This window comes from Nocardiopsis exhalans (genome assembly GCF_024134545.1).
GTDB classification, from domain to species: domain Bacteria; phylum Actinomycetota; class Actinomycetes; order Streptosporangiales; family Streptosporangiaceae; genus Nocardiopsis; species Nocardiopsis exhalans.
The window spans coordinates 2271014-2285751 of the sequence record NZ_CP099837.1 but is presented as its reverse complement, the minus strand read 5'-3'; the positions used below and the strand labels follow the sequence as shown (position 1 = coordinate 2285751).

Sequence of the window (14738 nt, the reverse complement as noted above, 5' to 3'; positions counted from 1 at the left end):
CCGCGTACCCCACCTCTCAGGGAGTACGTCTAGGCTCAACGATGTGAGCTATCAGAGCGACGAGGAGTTCTTCGCGAACCTGCCCGCGACCCGGGGAGCGGCGGGCGGTCTCATCCGTTCGGGAACAGGCGATGTGCTTCTGGTGCGGCGCGTGTACGCGCCCGAGGAGCCCTGGGGGATCCCCGGCGGGATGATGGAGGCCGAGGAGTCCCCGCTGACCGCCTGCCGCAGGGAGATCGCCGAGGAGCTGGGCGTGACCGCGCATGTGCTCGCCCTGCTGGTGGTCGACTGGGTGCCCGCCCAGCCGCCCCGCACCACCGCCTGCCAGTGGCTGTTCCGCGTCGACACCGACTCCACCGACTTCCGCCTGCAGCCCGACGAGCTCTCCGGCTGGAAGTGGGTCCCGCCCGCCGAACTCCCCGAACACCTGCCCGCGCGCGTCGCCCGGCGGATGCTCGCGGCGGTCGCGGCGGACGATGACAGGAACGGACCGGTCTACCTGGAGCACGGACACGCCGTCCTGCATGGGCTTACCTAAAGCGCTACGCCGAAGTACCGCCTGCCGGTTACGATGCCTGCCCCGCCAACGTCCCCCCTTGGAGAACCGTGCCGAGCGATCACCCCACCGACCCCAGCGAGCTGGCCCCCGACCCGGCGGCCTGGGCCGAACGCAACGCCCGTCAGGCGGATGCCTTCGACACGATCGGAGAACGCTATGACGAGGCTTTTCCCAACAAGGAAGGCCAGGAGGACTGTGTCCGCAGGCTGCTGAGCCTGCTGCCGCCGGGCGCCCAGGTGCTGGACCTGGGTTCGGGCACCGGCCTGCCCACCGCCCGCCAGCTGGCCGGTGCCGGTGCCCGGGTGACCGGCTTCGAGATCTCCGAGCGCATGCTCGAACTGGCCCGCCGCAACGTCCCGGAGGCCGAGTTCCGCCAGGCCGACATCGTCGACCTCGATCCGGCGGAGGAGTCCTACGACGCCATCGTCGCCTTCTTCTCCCTGTTGTGCCTGCCGAAGGAACGGATCCCCGAGGCCCTGGGCCGGGTACGCGCCTCCCTGGTCCCCGGCGGCCTGCTGTGCCTGTCCATGGTCGAGGCCGATCTCGACGACGTGCCCATCCCCTTCCTCGGAACCGAGATCCGGGTGTCCGGATACCCCCGGGACCAGCTGCGCTCCGTGGTGGAGAAGGCGGGTCTGGTCATCGAGGACGAACGGGTGGTCAGCTTCCATCCCGAGGACGAGGGGGCCCGCCCCGAGGTGCAGGTCTTCCTCACCTGCCGCCGGGGCGCGTAACCGCCCAGCCACCGGAGCACTGAGCCGCCGAGATGACAGAGGGGGACCGTCCGCGCGGACGGTCCCCTCTTCGTGTACTGAGCGCTAGTCGAGGCCGAGCAGGGGCTCCAGACCCAGGGTGAGGGGCTCGGGCAGGTCCGCGGTCCTACGGATGCCGAGCAGGACACCGGGCATGAACGAGGCCCGGGTCATGGAGTCGTGGCGGAGCTTGAGGGTCTCGCCGTCGGTGCCGAACACCACTTCCTGGTGGGCGATGAGGCCCTGGATGCGCAGGGCGTGCACACGGACGCCCTCGACGTCGGCGCCGCGGGCCCCGGGGATCTCCGAGGTGGTGGCGTCGGGCATCGGTGCGGTCCCGGCTTCGCGACGGGCCTCGGCGACCAGCTCAGCGGTGCGGTAGGCGGTCCCGCTGGGAGCGTCGGCCTTGTTGGGGTGGTGCAGCTCGATGATCTCCGTGGAGTCGAAGTAGGGCGCGGCCTTCTTCGCGAAATGCATCATGAGCACGGCGGCGATGCCGAAGTTGGGTGCGATGAGCACCTTCGCACCCGGCTTGGCGGCCTGGAGGGCGCGCACCTGCGCCAGACGGGTCTCGTCGAAACCACTCGTCCCGACGACGGCGTGGATCCCGTGGCCGATCAGCCATTCGAGGTTGTCCATCACCACGTCGGGGTGCGTGAAGTCGACGACGTAGTCCGCCCCCAGCACCGCGTCACGGTCGTCGGCGCTGTCCACGCCCGCGACGAGTTCCATGTCGTCGGCGGCCTGAACCGCTTTGACGACCTCTGATCCCACGCGCCCATCGGCGCCGAAAACTCCTACCTTGAACACGGAACGAGCGTATCGGAGTCAGGCACGGTGAGAGGTCCCGGGTCGGGTCACGCGTGTCATCCTGACTCCATGGAACAGAACCCGGAGCAGTCACAGAAGCGGTTGGGTTCGCTGTTGAACAGGCTGCGCGCGGCCGTACTGGGCGCCAATGACGGGATCATTTCGACAGCGGGGCTCGTGGTGGGTGTGACGGGCGCGACCCCGCACCGGGAGACGCTCCTGATCGCGGGGGTGGCCGGAACCGTGGCGGGAGCGCTGTCCATGGCGGCGGGCGAGTACGTGTCCGTGAGCACCCAGCGGGACGCGGAGAAGGCCGCGATCGCCAAGGAGCAGCGGCAGCTGGCCGAGGACCCCGAGGGCGAACTGGAGGAGCTCGCCGGGATGTACCGGACGCGCGGCATCAGCGAGGAGCTGTCCCACAGAGTCGCCCGGGAGCTCACCGACCACGACGCCCTGCGCGCGCATGTGGAGGTGGAGCTGGGTCTGAACCGCTACCGGGTCAACCCCTGGCAGGCCGCCTTCGCCAGCATGTTCTCCTTCCTGCTCGGAGCGTCGATCCCGCTGTCCGCCATGCTGCTGAGCTCTGACGCCTGGCGGTTGCCGGTGACCGTGGTCGCGGTGCTGGCGGCCACCGGCCTGCTGGGCGCGGTCAGTGCCCGCATGGGCGGCGCCCTGCCGGCCCGGAGCGCACTGCGCTGCGTGCTCGGCGGGTCCTTCGCGATGCTGGTCACCTACCTGATCGGCTCACTGATCGGCTCCGCAGCGGGGCTCTGATTCTCCGAAACCCCATACGCCGAACTCAACGGGCCGTGGCGAGGGTCAGTGCGAAATCACCCGCCGAGTCGGTCCACCAGTGGGTGAGGTCGAACCCGGCCGCGTCGAGTTCGGCGGTCAGCCCCTCCTTGCGGAACTTCGCGGAGATCTCGGTCCGCATCTCCTCCCCCGCCGCGAAGTCCACCTCCAGGTCCAGGTCGGCCACCCGCACGTGTTGGGCGGTGCGGGCGCGCAGCCGCATCTCGATCCACTCGCACTCGGCGTTCCACACCGCCCGGTGTTCGAAGGCCGCCGGATCGAAGTCGCCGCCCAGCTGCCGGTTGATCACCGACAGCACGTTGCGGTTGAACTCCGCGGTGACCCCCTGGGCGTCGTCGTAGGCGGCGACCAGCCGGGTGGGGTCCTTGACCAGGTCGGCGCCGAGCAGCAGGGAGTCCCCCGGGTGCAGCACCCCGTGGATGTCCTTCAGGAAGGTCGCGCGCGGCCCGGGCTCCTGGTTGCCGATGGTGGAGCCGAGCACCGCCAGCAGCTGGCAGCCGCTCTCGCTGACCGGCAGCAGCCCGAGGTGGTGCTCGAAGTCACCGACCACCGCGTGCACGTACAGGCCCGGATAGTCGTCGACGACCGGCCGGGCGGAGGACTCCAGGAACTCCCCGCTCACGTCCACCGGGACGAAGCGGGTGAGGTCGCCCTGGCGGCGCATGGCGTCCAGGAGCAGCCGTGTCTTGATCCCGGCCCCGGAGCCGAGCTCGATCAGGGCGACGGCCCCGGCGGCCACCGCGATCTCGTCCGCCCGCGCCTCCAGGATGGAGCGTTCGGAGCGGGTCGGGTAGTACTCCGGAAGCCGTGTGATGTCCTCGAAGAGCCCGCTCCCGCGTTCGTCGTAGAACCACTTGGGCGGGAGTCGTTTGGGCCGTGCGGTGAGCCCTTCGGCGACATCGGCGCGCAGGGCCTTGTCGAGTTCATCGGCGGTCAGGTTGCGGTCGATCCGGAACATGGTGCCTCCTGTGTTCCTTACGGATGTACCCGGGGCGGGGTGAAACCAGTGGGAGTGCGGGCCGGAGAGATCGGAGAGGTCTTGAGCATCGTTCAGCCGATGGGGAGGATCTCGGTGTGCTCGCGGGTGGCCACCACCACCGAGTGGTCGGGGACCTGCCGCCAGCCGCGCCCGTCGTCGAAGGGCTCCGAGGCCAGCCAGGCACCTTCCCCCTCGGGCCCCGCACGCCGCAGGGTGTAGAGGGTGTCCCCGGCCGCCGTCCCGACGATCACCTCTCCGTCGCTGGCCAGCAGGTTGTACCGGCCGTCGGAGTGCTCCCGGGCGTGCCGGACCACCGCCGCCAGGGTTCCCACCAGATCGCCGGAGGAGCGCCACAGCCGCACGGTGTGCGCGAACAGCGGCGCCGAGTCCACCGGGGCCCGGGCGTCCAGGGCGCCCGGGGGCGGCGGCGCGGCCAGCCCCGCCACCAGGGCATCGTCGTCCTTGGCCGCCCCGTTGTGGCTGAACAGCAGGCGGTCGGCGCGGAAGGGCTGGGCGCCGGACTCCTCCGACCCGAACCCCACCGTGGCGTCGCGCACCGCCGCGACCACGCAGCCGGAGCTGATCGCCCGGGCGGCGTCCGCGAAGGAGGCGTCGCCCCAGATCGGCATCGCCCGGCGGTACCGCAGCGGCTCCGGAGTTTCGGACGCGTCCGCGTTCCCCGTCCGATGCCCCTCGGTCGGATACCAGCCCACGCCGAAACCGTCGGCGTTCACGGTGCCGTGCCGCTGTTGGCGGGGCGCCCAGGACTGGACGTGCAGCGAGTGGGGCGCCGCGTACAGCAGCTCGTGCACCGTACGCGGCGGCCCCAGGTAGGCCAGGTGCCGGCACATCAGGCGTGCTCCGCGTCGCGCGCGCAGCGGAAGCCGCTGAAGATCTGCCGCCGGATCGGGTGGTCCCAGTTGCGGAAGGTGGCCCGGACCGCCGTGGGGTGGGTGGCCCAGGACCCGCCGCGCAGCACCTTGTAACCGTCGTCGAAGAAGACCTCCGAGTACTCGCGGTAGGGGAACGGGGCGAACCCGGGGTAACCGTGGAAGGTGGTGGAGGTCCACTCCCACACGTCACCGATCAGTTGGCGCACTCCCAGCGGGGAGGCGCCGTCGGGGTGGCTGCCGACCGGGTGCGGGCCCAGCGCCCGCTGGCCGAGGTTGGCGTGGCGGCCCGCGGGCTCCTCGTCGCCCCAGGGGAAGCGCAGCGAACGCCCGCTCACCGGGTCGAAGCGGGCGGCCTTCTCCCACTCGGCCTCGGTGGGCAGCCGCTTGCCCGCCCAGCGCGCGTAGGCCTCGGCCTCGTGGAAGGACACGTGCTGGACCGGCTGGTCCGGCGGCACGTCCTCGTGGCGGCCGAAACGGCGCCGGGTCCAGCCAACGCCCTCCCTGCTCCAGAAGGCGGGGGCCACCGCGTCACGCCGCTGACGCCACTCCCAGCCCGACCCGCTCCACCAGCGCGGGTCCCGGTAGCCGCCGTCCTCGACGAACTCCAGGTAGGCGGCGTTGGTGACCGGGTCGGTGTCGATCCAGTAGGCGGGCAGGTCCACGGTGTGGGCACGGCGCTCGTTGTCGTAGGACCAGGGGTCGTCGTCGGTGCCCATGGTGAACGGCCCGGCCGGGACCAGGACCTCCCCGGCCGTCGGCGGCCCTGCCACCTCGGGCGGGCCTTCCTCTTCCAGGAGCACGGGTGCGCCCTTGCGCAGCTGGTGGGTGGCGAGCATGGTCTCGTCGTGCATGTGTTCGTGCTGGATCACCATGTGGAAGACGAACCCCGCTTCCAACAGAGAGCGCTCCCCACCGGCCTCCCGGGGCTCGGGCAGCGCGCCCAGGTCCGCCGAGTCCAGCGTGTCCAGGACCTCCCGGCGCACCCGGTCGTTGTAGTCGCGGGCCTCCTCCGGCCGCAGCAGCGGCAGGGTGACCCGGTCGGCCCGGGGGTTCTCGAAGGCGTCGTAGAGGCCGTCGATGTCGGGGCGCAGCGCCTGGCGCCCGCCCGCGGCGCGCAGCAGCCACTGCTCCTCGTAGTTGCCGATGTGCGCCAGGTCCCAGACCAGCGGGGACATCAGCGGGGAGTGCTGGGCGAGCAGCTCGGCCTCGTCGAGGGTGTCCAGGGTGAGGCCGTTGCTGCGCCGCCTGCTGCGGTCCAGCTCGGCGGCGATGCGCTCCTTGGCGCGTTCCTGCTCCTGGCCCATCACGAACCTCCCCCGAGTCCTGAGCCGTGCGCGGCCATGGCACCGCGCTCATCGGCCTGGCGCGGTACCGGAACCAGCGCCCCGAGGGCGTCGTCCGCCGGGCACAGCCCGCGCCGGACGTACCGCTGCGCGTACGCGTCCACCAGCTGGGCGAGCTCGGCCGCGCCCATCCGGGGCAGCGCCTCCGCGGCCGCCTCGAAGCACACCCGCGCGCAGGCGGCGATCTCCTCGTCGACCGGGCCCAGCCGGGCCGAGCGCAGCCACAGCGCGGGATCGGGTACGGCGCCCCGGCACAGCCGCTCGGTGGCCTCCTCGGCCACGGCGCGGGCGCGGGGGTCGTCGGTCAGAGCGGCGGCGAGCGCCACCGGGACCGGCCACCACCGCAGCGGCAGGGCGTCGATCATGCGCAGTTCCCACCAGCCGCGCGGGCGCACCGGCGGAAAGAGCGTGGTCAGGTGCAACTCCAGGTCGGCGAGGGTGAACGGGCGCGGCCCGTCTCCGGCGACCCAGTCGGCCAGGGTGATCCCCGGGTCGGCGGCCCACCGCCCGCCGCCGCCCGGGATCTCGGGGATGGCCAGCACGTTGGCGGCCAGGGCGTACTCGGCCCAGGCGGTGGCGGGGTCCCGGCCCGTGTGCGGTTCCAGGACCGGTCTGGTGCGGGTGCCGTCAGTGGCGGCCCAGATCGCCCAGCGGGTGGACTTCCAGCCGGTGGGCCGACCGCGCCACACGGCGGAGTTGGCGAAGGCCGCCACCAGGACGGGGCCGAGCCGGTGGACGAGTTCCCAGCGGGCGCGCGCGTCGGCGGCGTCGGCCCCGGTGTCCAGGCAGACCTGGAGTGAGGCGGTGCTGCACATCATGGTGTGGCCGCTGGGATGCCGGTGGTTGGCGAAGAAGCGCTCCATGGCCCCGTAGCGGGGCAGCCGGAGCTGGCGGACGGGGGGCCGTACGGGGTCGAGCGCGGTCTCGGCCAGGTACAGTCCGGCGTCGGCGAGGGTCTTGCGGATGTGGCCCAGGTCCCGGGCGAGCGCCTCGTGCGCTCGGGCGGGTCCGGGAAGGGCGGCCGAGCTGAGCTCGATCTGGCCGCCGGGTTCGAAGGTGATCCGGCTTCCCGCGGGCGGGGGGCCACAGGCCTCCAGCAGCTCCGCGAGGCGGTCGACGGTGACGGGTGCGGTGGGTTGTTCGGGGTCGGTGACGAGCCATTCGGTCTCGGCCCCGACCTTTCCTGGGGGTCCGGTCTTGAAACAGACCCCGTTGATGTACTCGTGAACGTCTGCCGTGGTCATCTGCACCATGGGCTGCCCCCTCGGAGTTTCGCCCCACAGATCCTGCCCAACCGCGCACGACGGCGAACGTGTGTGATCACCCCAAATCCTCGCGACCGGCGCGGGGCCGCCGGGCGGGCGCGCCCCACCCGGAGGACGCACCCGCTGGCGTTGGCGTTCACGCCCGGACTCCCCCGAACAACAGCCCAAACGTGACCACCATCACATTAACCCTTCGCCGAATCAGGTGCCCAGGAAGCCCTTCACCTTGTCCTCGATGACCGCCTGTTCCTCCTGGTCAAGGCCGATGTCGAACACCTCCCGCAACACCGGCACCACCTCTCCCAGGGACAACTCCCGCACCTCCCCGGTGCCGTCGACCCGCTCCACGGTCAGGGTCGTGTTGGTCAGCGCGTACCGGGTCCCGCCCACCGTCCGCGCGGCCATCAACCGGTTTCCGAAGGGCGAACGCGGGTGGGTCGTCAGGTAGTGGCTGAAGATGCCGTAGTCCTGCGCAAGGTTCCCGGCGGTGGTGAAGGCGTACAGGTTCTGCCAGCGCTGTCCGTCGAACCCGCGCAGCAGCCACTCCTCCTCGCCCACCTCCGAGATCCGGTCCAGGCGCAGGTTCCAGCCGCCCTGGGAGACCTGGTGGCCGTCCGTGAACGGGAAGGGCTACACCAGCCCGCCGCCGCCGAACCCGACGTCGGCCAGCCAGGGCTCGCCGTCGACCTCCACCCGCAGCAGGGCGTGGGTGGAGGGCCGGGGTCGGCCGTCCCCGCCCATCAGCACCCGGGCGCTGAACGCGGTCAGGGTGAAGCCGAGCCGGTCCAGGACGGCGGCGAGCAGGAGATTCTGTTCGTAGCAGTAGCCGCCCCGGCGCCGACGGACCATCTTGTCCGTCAGGGCGGGGACGTCGAGCAGGACCGGGCGTCTCAGCAGCAGGTTCAGGTTCTCGAACGGGATGGTCGCCAGGTGTGCGCGGTGCACGGCGGTGAGGGTGTCCAGGGTGGGCGGAAGGTCGTCGGAAAGGTCCACCCGGGCCAGATAGGCGTCCAGGTCGAGGTCACCGCCGTGCCAGAAGTCGCGTTCGGTGAAGACCTGTTCGGGAGCGGGCGCCCGTCCGGGCGGTGCGGCCGGAACGGGCTCGGAGGTGGCTGCGGAGGAGTGTTCGTTGGTCGACATGCCCGTGCCAACCAAGCCCTCCCCGCCACTGTTCCGGTCCCCGGAGGCATTCCCCCGGCCGCAACCGGCCGGGGGAATCAGGTGTGGAGCGGGAGAAGCTGGAGACTTACGTGGTGACTGGCCCGGGCGGACCGTCCGGGCGCAGTCGGCCGGTCGCGTCCTCGGCCGCCCAGTGGCAGGCGACCCTGCGTTCGGCTCCCCCGCCCAGGATCGCCGGGTCCACGGTGGCGCACAGGTCCGCCACACCGGCCCGCTCGGCCTCGCCGGAGGCCAGCACCGGGCAGCGCGGGTGGAACCGGCAGCCCGACGGCACCTGTTTGGGGTCCGGCGGCTCGCCCGAGAGCACCACCGGCCCCTCCGCCACCCCCGAGTCGGGCAGGACCGACAGCAGCGCCCGCGTGTAGGGATGGGCGGGCTCGGCGAGGACCTCCTCCACGGTGCCCAGCTCCACCACCCGGCCCAGGTACATCACGGCGACCCGGTCAGCGATGTTCCACGCCAGTCCGAGGTCGTGCGTCGCCACCAGTGCGGACAACCCCAGTTCCGCGCGCAGCTCCAGCAGCAGCCGCAGGATCTCACCGCGCACCGAGGCGTCCAGGGAGGCCACCGGCTCGTCGGCCACCAGCACCTCGGGGTCCAGCACCAGGGCCCCGGCGATCACCACGCGCTGGCGCTGGCCGCCGGAGAGCTCGTGCGGGTAGCGGGTGAAGAACCGCTCCGGCGGGCGCAGACCGGCCTGGGACAGCGCCCTGCCCACCCGCTCGGACTCGTCCGCGGTGGTGCCCTCGTGGATGCGCAACCCCTCCACCACGGACTCGTAGACGGTGCGGCGGGGGTTGAGCGAACCCATCGGGTCCTGCTGCACGAGCTGGACCCGGCGCCGGTAGGAGCGCAGGTCACGGGAGCGGTAGCCGAGCGGAGCCCCCTCGAAGACCACCCTGCCGCCGGTGGGCCGCTCCAGGCCGAGCAGCGCACGGGCCAGGGTGGTCTTCCCGCAGCCGGACTCCCCGACCAGCGCGACGATCTCCCCGGCCGCCACGTCCAGGTTGACCCCGTCCACCGCGCGCGCGGTGCCGCGGCCGCCGCCCGGTGCGAACCCGGCGGCGAAGGCCACCTCCACCCCGTCCGCGCGCAGGATCGGCTCGACGGCCCCCGCCGGTTCGGGGGCGGAGGCGGGCTGTCGGGAGTCGGTGTCGGCGCTCAACGGCTCGTCTCCTCTGTACTACTACTGCTGCCACTGCTGCTCCGGCCGTGCTCGGCGGCCTCCGCGCCCGGACCCACGTGCACGCAGGCGGCGTGCCGGTCCGAGTCCCCGTTCCGGTCGGGGCGGAGCGGCCACAGCGGCGGGTCCACCGTGGCGCACACCGTCTCCACCACCGCACAGCGCGGCCGGAACACGCAGCCCGAAGGCGGGTCCGCCGGGTCCGGCGGGTCACCGGGCAGCCCCCGGGGCGCCAGCCGCGAGGCCGGGTCGCCGATCTTGGGGAAGGCCGTGCTGAGCGCGCTCGCGTAGGGGTGCGCGGGCTCGTGCACCACCTGTCTGGCGGGCCCCTGCTCGACGATCCGCCCCGCGTACATCACCGCGACCCGGTCGCAGGTGGCCGCCAGCACGGACAGGTCGTGGCTGATCATCAGCATGCCGATGCCGGTCTGCTCGACCAGCCGCTCCAGCAGGTTCAGGATCTGGGCCTGGATCATCACGTCCAGGGCGGTGGTCGCCTCGTCCGCGATGATCAGGCGCGGCTCGCAGGCCAGTGCCATCGCGATCATCACCCGTTGACGCTGGCCCCCGGACAGCTGGTGGGGGTAGTCCTGCCGGCGGGAGGCGGGCAGGCCCACCTGTTCGAGGAGTTCGGCCACCCGCGCGCCGACCCGGTCCGGCTTCGCGAGTTCGTGGATGAGCAGGGGCTCCGCGATCTGGTCGCCGATCCGCTTGACCGGGTTGAGCGAGTGCATGGCGCCCTGGAAGACCACCGAGGCACCCACCCAGCGCACGGCGCGCAGACGACCCCACTTCATCTGGAGCACGTCCTCGCCCTCCAGCATGATCTGGCCGGTGACCTTGGCGTTGGCGGGCAGCAGCCGCAGCAGCGCCAGGGCCACCGTGGACTTTCCGCTGCCGGACTCCCCCGCGACCCCGAGGGTGTCGCCGGGGTTCAGGGACAGGTCCACCCCGCGCACGGCGGGGACGTCGCCCCCGCTGCCGGAGTAGGTGACGTGCAGGTTCCTGACGTCGAGAAGGCTGGTCAACTCTGCCCCCGCAGCCGTGGGTTGATGACGGACTCGACCGCGCGTCCGCACAGGGTGAAGGAGAGCGCGACCACGGCGATCGCGAGGCCCGGCGGGATCATGTACCACCAGATCCCGGCGCTGATCGCTCCGGCGGTGCGGGCCGCCTCGAGGATGCCGCCCCAGGAGATGGTGGTGGGATCGCCCATGCCGAGGAAGGCCAGGGTGGACTCGGCGATGATGGAGGTGGCCACCAGCAGCGTGGTCTGGGCGAGTACCACCGGCATGACGTTGGGCAGGACGTGCCAACCCATCACGTGCGCGTGGCCGCCGCCCAGGGCACGGGCGCGCTCCACGTAGGGGCGGGCCTCCACGGCCAGGGTCTGGGCGCGAACCAGGCGTGCGGTGGGCGGCCAGACGGTGAGGCCGATCGCGATGATGATCGTGCCGGTACCGCGCGGCAGGACGGCGGCCAGGGCCACCGCCAGGACCAGGGTGGGCAGGACCAGGAACCAGTCGGTGATCCGCATGAGCACCGTGGACACGATCCGGCCGCCGAGGCCGCCGGAGGAACCGAAGTGCCCGGCGGTGACGCCCACCAGGGTTCCGAGGGTCACCGACACGAACGTGGCCAGCAGGCCGACCGTCAGCGAGACGCGCGCGCCCCAGATCACCAGGTCCAGGACCGAGCGGCCGAAGTTGTCCGTGCCCAGTGGGTACTGCCAGCTGGGCGGCTGGTAGGACTCGCCGGGCGCGCCGGTGATGGTCAGGTGGGCCTGGTCGATGAACAACGGCGCGGTCAGGGCGAGCAGGCCGATGGTGAGCAGTGAGGCCAGGCCGAAGATGCCGGCCCGGTTGCGGGCGTAGTCGCGGGCGAAGCGGCGCAGGGCCTCACCGCGGCGCCTGCGCGCCAGCCTGCGGGCGGAGAGCGCGATGATCGGCGGCGACTCGTCGATCACGGGTTCGGTCTGGTGGCGCTTTTCGGAGTTCGGGTCAACAGGGGTACTCATGGGCGCACCCGGGGGTCGAGCAGCGGGTACACCAGGTCGGCCAGGAGGTTCATGAGGATCACCGAGGCCGCGAAGACCACGAACAGGCCCTGGACGAGGCCGAGGTCGGGGACGCGCAGGCCGGAGTAGAAGAGCTGGCCGAGGCCGGGCCAGGAGAACACCGTCTCCACGAGGATGACCCCGGACACGACCTGCCCGAGGTTGAGGAAGATGAGCGTCACGGTGGGCAGCAGGGCGTTGGGCACAGCGTGCCTGCGGCGGACCAGGGCGTCGCGCAGCCCCTTGGCGCGCGCCGTGGTCAGGTAGTCGGCGCCTTTCTCGTCCATGAGCGACGACCGCATGATCATCAGGTACTGCGCGTAGATGACCGCGACCATCGTGATCACCGGCAGCACCATGTGCTGGGCGGTGCTCAGCACGGTGGGCAGCGTCCCGCTCACCCGGGGGTCGACCATGCCGCCGGTCGGGAACAGGCCGGGCATGAAGCCGCGCCCGGAGGCGAGCAGCACGATCAGCAGCAGACCGAGCCAGAACGTGGGCACCGACCAGAAGAACAGCGCCACCGCGGTGTTGGTCCGGTCCCCGCGTCCGCCCGGCTTCCACCCGGCTCGGGCACCGAGGAACAGGCCCAGCAGAGCGGCGATGACCGTGCCGGTCCCGGCGAGCAGCAGGGTCGGGCCCAGGCGCTCCAGGATGAGGTCGACGACCGGTTCGCGGTACTGGAAGGAGATGCCCAGGTCCAGGCGGAGCAGACCGCCCGCGTAGTCGAGGAACTGCTGCCACAGGGGCTGGTCGAGGCCGAACTGGCGGCGCAGCTCCTCGCGTTGTTCGGCGGAGACCTCGCGGCCCTCGGTCATGGCGCGGACCGGGTCGCCGGGCAGGATCCGGAAGAGGAAGAACCCGGCGACGATCACGGCGAACAGGGAGACCACGGCGGTGGTCAGGCGGCCGAGCACGTAGGTGACCACGCGCACCGTCCGGCCGGGCCCCCGGGGGCCCGCCGGGGCGGGGACGTCAGCCGTCCCCGCCCCGGTTGGTTCGTCCGCCTCGGTGGGGGTGGTCGTCACTCGCGGTCCTCCACGGTGGAGCGTCGGCGGAAGAAGAAGAAGGCTCCGGCGGCCAGCAGGACGAGCACACCGGCGCCCACCCCGATGAGCACGCCGCTGGAGACGCCGCTGCCGCCGCCGATAACGCCGCCGATACCGCCACCCCTGGCGGCGCCCTCGGCGGGTTCGGCGGACCACCAGGCCCAGTAGCCGTCCTGGCCCCAGATGTTGCCGCCCTCGGCCGGCTCCAGCTGGATACCGGCGATGTGGTCGGTCCGATAGGCCTCCATGATGTTCGGGTAGGTCAGGACGTTGACCACGGCCTCCCGGTAGAGGACCTCCTGGAGCTGGTGGATGATATCGGCGCGGGCCTCGCGGTCGTACTCGGCCAGCTGGGCGGCGTAGAGCTCGTCGTACTCCTCGTCGCAGAAGTAGGCGTCGCCCTGCATGGTTCCCGGCTCGGTGGGCAGCGCGCCACAGGTGTGGATGCTGAACACGTAGTCGGGGTCGGGGTTGACCGTCCACCCGGTGAAGATGAGGTCGTACTCGGCGTCGTAGAGGGCGTCGCTGAGGATGCCGGGGTCCACGGTCCGGTTGTCGATCTCGATGCCGATGTCGGCGAGGCGCTCGGCGATCACCTGTCCGGCCTGGACGTTGTCCGGGCGGTCGGCGTGCACGTGCATGCGCAGTTCGAGGCGGTCTCCGTCGGGCGAGACGCGTACGCCGTCGTCGCCAAGCTCGTAACCCGCGTCGTCGAGCATCTCGTTGGCGGCGTCGGGGTCGAAGTCGAGAACGGCCTCGTCGCCCTCGGGAGCCCAGTGGAAGTCCGTGTAGCGCGGCGGGATGTACCCGCCCGCGGCGACGGCCTGGCCGTTGGCGCCCTGCTGGACGATCTCGTCGTTGTCGATGCCCATGACGATGGCCTGGCGCAGGGTCAGGTCGCTCAGCGCGGGGTGCCCGTCGCCGAACTCCTCGCCGTCCTGGGTCTGGGCGCCCGGATTGATGGTGAAGGCCTGGAAGCGCTTGCCGTCGGCGATGTTCACGGCGACGTCGTCGAGCGTCTCCAGTGACGTGATCTGGGCGTCGGTGAGCTCGTAGACGAAGGAGACCTCACCGCTGCGCAGCGCCTCGACGGCGGCGTCCTTCTCCGAGTAGTAGCGGAAGTAGAGCTCGTCGAAACCGGGTGCGCCCCGCCAGTGGTCGGGGTTGGCCTCCAGGCGGATGTGCTCACCGCGGGAGTGCTCGGTGAGGACGAAGGGGCCGCTGCCCACGGTGGGGAAATCGTCGGCGGTGTAATCGGAGAAGGCGTCGCCCTCCTCTTCGATGATCGGCTCCCAGACGTGCTGGGGGACGATCGGCACCCGCAGCGACTCCATCGTGGCCTGGGGTTCGTCCAGTTCGATGACGAGGGTCGTGGGGTCCTCGGCCGTGACGCTCTCGAACCCGGCGACGTAGTTGCCGGAGGCGATCGCGGCGGCGTCGTTCTCCATGATCGTGTTGAACGTCCACGCCACGTCGTCGGCGGTGAGCTGCTCGCCGTCGGTGAAGTAGGCGTCGTCACGGATGTTGAACGTCCAGGTGAGGCCGTCCTCGGAGGCCTCCCAGGTCTCCGCGAGCGAGGCCTCGGGTTCACCGGTCTCCGGGTCCACCGTGGTGAGGCTGTCGTAGACGTGCCGGAGGATGTTGGTGGTGACCGCGAGCTGAGCGGTGAAGGGGTTGAAGGAGTCCACCTGCTGGGCGATGGCGACAGTCAGCGTGTTACCGCCCGCCTCGTCCGCAGCCGCGGGGACCGCCGTGAGGCCTCCGAGCAGGAGGAGCGCGCTACCGGACGCCGCCGCCCGCCGGAGAAGGGTGCCGGAGGGAGGATGTTGGGTTTTCATAACGGCCCCTGTCGGTTTC

13 protein-coding genes and 1 pseudogene are annotated in these 14738 nt (G+C 71.6%); 3 read left to right on the top strand and 11 right to left on the bottom strand.

Translation table 11 applies throughout. The features are described 5' to 3' along the window. Positions 1 to 43 precede the first annotated feature (43 nt). Together NE857_RS10285 and NE857_RS10280 are read left to right on the top strand one after the other, a co-directional pair. Positions 44 to 538 carry an NUDIX domain-containing protein gene (locus tag NE857_RS10285; RefSeq protein WP_254420789.1) on the top strand — a complete coding sequence of 165 codons (495 nt, stop codon included), beginning with the start codon at positions 44 to 46 and terminating at the stop codon, positions 536 to 538. Between the two features lie 68 nt (positions 539 to 606). Next, on the top strand, positions 607 to 1293 hold the full coding sequence (locus NE857_RS10280; RefSeq protein ID WP_254420788.1) for a class I SAM-dependent DNA methyltransferase: 687 nt from the start codon (positions 607 to 609) through the stop codon (positions 1291 to 1293). An 84-nt stretch (positions 1294 to 1377) separates the two neighbouring features. Here the strand turns inward: NE857_RS10280 and dapB are convergent, their stop codons facing one another. Then, positions 1378 to 2121: a 4-hydroxy-tetrahydrodipicolinate reductase gene (dapB, locus tag NE857_RS10275; RefSeq protein WP_301184323.1), complete on the bottom strand. Its 744-nt coding sequence runs from the start codon at positions 2119 to 2121 to the stop codon at positions 1378 to 1380. 69 nt (positions 2122 to 2190) lie between these two features. On the opposite strand from dapB, the gene NE857_RS10270 reads away from it, so the two are divergent. After that, entirely contained in the window at positions 2191 to 2895 is a 705-nt protein-coding gene (locus tag NE857_RS10270; protein WP_254420786.1) for a VIT1/CCC1 transporter family protein, read from the top strand. Between the two features lie 25 nt (positions 2896 to 2920). On the opposite strand, the gene egtD is transcribed toward NE857_RS10270, so the two are convergent. From egtD to NE857_RS10220, 10 genes and pseudogenes are all read right to left on the bottom strand, one after another. Then, positions 2921 to 3892: an L-histidine N(alpha)-methyltransferase gene (gene egtD / locus NE857_RS10265; RefSeq protein ID WP_254420785.1), complete on the bottom strand. Its 972-nt coding sequence runs from the start codon at positions 3890 to 3892 to the stop codon at positions 2921 to 2923. Between the two features lie 92 nt (positions 3893 to 3984). Further along, positions 3985 to 4764: an ergothioneine biosynthesis protein EgtC gene (gene egtC, locus NE857_RS10260; protein ID WP_254420784.1), complete on the bottom strand. Its 780-nt coding sequence runs from the start codon at positions 4762 to 4764 to the stop codon at positions 3985 to 3987. Continuing rightward, entirely contained in the window at positions 4764 to 6110 is a 1347-nt protein-coding gene (egtB, locus tag NE857_RS10255) for an ergothioneine biosynthesis protein EgtB (protein ID WP_254420783.1), read from the bottom strand. The genes egtC and egtB overlap by 1 nt, the downstream gene beginning before the upstream one ends. After that, a complete protein-coding gene (gene egtA, locus NE857_RS10250; RefSeq protein WP_254420782.1) occupies positions 6110 to 7402 on the bottom strand; it encodes an ergothioneine biosynthesis glutamate--cysteine ligase EgtA in 1293 nt (430 codons plus the stop codon). The genes egtB and egtA overlap by 1 nt, the downstream gene beginning before the upstream one ends. 213 nt (positions 7403 to 7615) lie before the next feature. Beyond that, positions 7616 to 8554, bottom strand: a pseudogene (locus NE857_RS10245) (arylamine N-acetyltransferase family protein). 106 nt (positions 8555 to 8660) lie between these two features. Then, positions 8661 to 9758: an ABC transporter ATP-binding protein gene (locus tag NE857_RS10240; protein WP_254420781.1), complete on the bottom strand. Its 1098-nt coding sequence runs from the start codon at positions 9756 to 9758 to the stop codon at positions 8661 to 8663. After that, positions 9755 to 10804: an ABC transporter ATP-binding protein gene (locus NE857_RS10235; protein ID WP_254420780.1), complete on the bottom strand. Its 1050-nt coding sequence runs from the start codon at positions 10802 to 10804 to the stop codon at positions 9755 to 9757. The genes NE857_RS10240 and NE857_RS10235 overlap by 4 nt, the downstream gene beginning before the upstream one ends. Next, on the bottom strand, positions 10801 to 11793 hold the full coding sequence (locus tag NE857_RS10230) for an ABC transporter permease (RefSeq protein ID WP_254420779.1): 993 nt from the start codon (positions 11791 to 11793) through the stop codon (positions 10801 to 10803). The genes NE857_RS10235 and NE857_RS10230 overlap by 4 nt, the downstream gene beginning before the upstream one ends. Next, positions 11790 to 12860, bottom strand: coding sequence for an ABC transporter permease (locus NE857_RS10225; RefSeq protein ID WP_254420778.1), 1071 nt, complete (start codon positions 12858 to 12860; stop codon positions 11790 to 11792). The genes NE857_RS10230 and NE857_RS10225 overlap by 4 nt, the downstream gene beginning before the upstream one ends. Further along, positions 12857 to 14719 (bottom strand): ABC transporter substrate-binding protein, encoded by a 1863-nt coding sequence (locus tag NE857_RS10220; RefSeq protein ID WP_254420777.1) that lies wholly within the window; start codon positions 14717 to 14719, stop codon positions 12857 to 12859. Before NE857_RS10220 ends, NE857_RS10225 begins: the two co-directional genes overlap by 4 nt. Between the last annotated feature and the right edge of the window lie 19 nt (positions 14720 to 14738).

Bases quoted from the DNA above. Each gene is read 5' to 3' on its own strand.
- NE857_RS10270 (WP_254420786.1), top strand. From the start codon at position 2,191: ATGGAACAGAACCCGGAGCAGTCACAGAAGCGGTTGGGTTCGCTGTTG.
- egtD (WP_254420785.1), bottom strand. From the start codon at position 3,892: ATGTTCCGGATCGACCGCAACCTGACCGCCGATGAACTCGACAAGGCC.
- egtC (WP_254420784.1), bottom strand. From the start codon at position 4,764: ATGTGCCGGCACCTGGCCTACCTGGGGCCGCCGCGTACGGTGCACGAG.
- egtB (WP_254420783.1), bottom strand. From the start codon at position 6,110: ATGGGCCAGGAGCAGGAACGCGCCAAGGAGCGCATCGCCGCCGAGCTG.
- egtA (WP_254420782.1), bottom strand. From the start codon at position 7,402: ATGGTGCAGATGACCACGGCAGACGTTCACGAGTACATCAACGGGGTC.
- NE857_RS10230 (WP_254420779.1), bottom strand. From the start codon at position 11,793: ATGAGTACCCCTGTTGACCCGAACTCCGAAAAGCGCCACCAGACCGAA.
- NE857_RS10220 (WP_254420777.1), bottom strand. From the start codon at position 14,719: ATGAAAACCCAACATCCTCCCTCCGGCACCCTTCTCCGGCGGGCGGCG.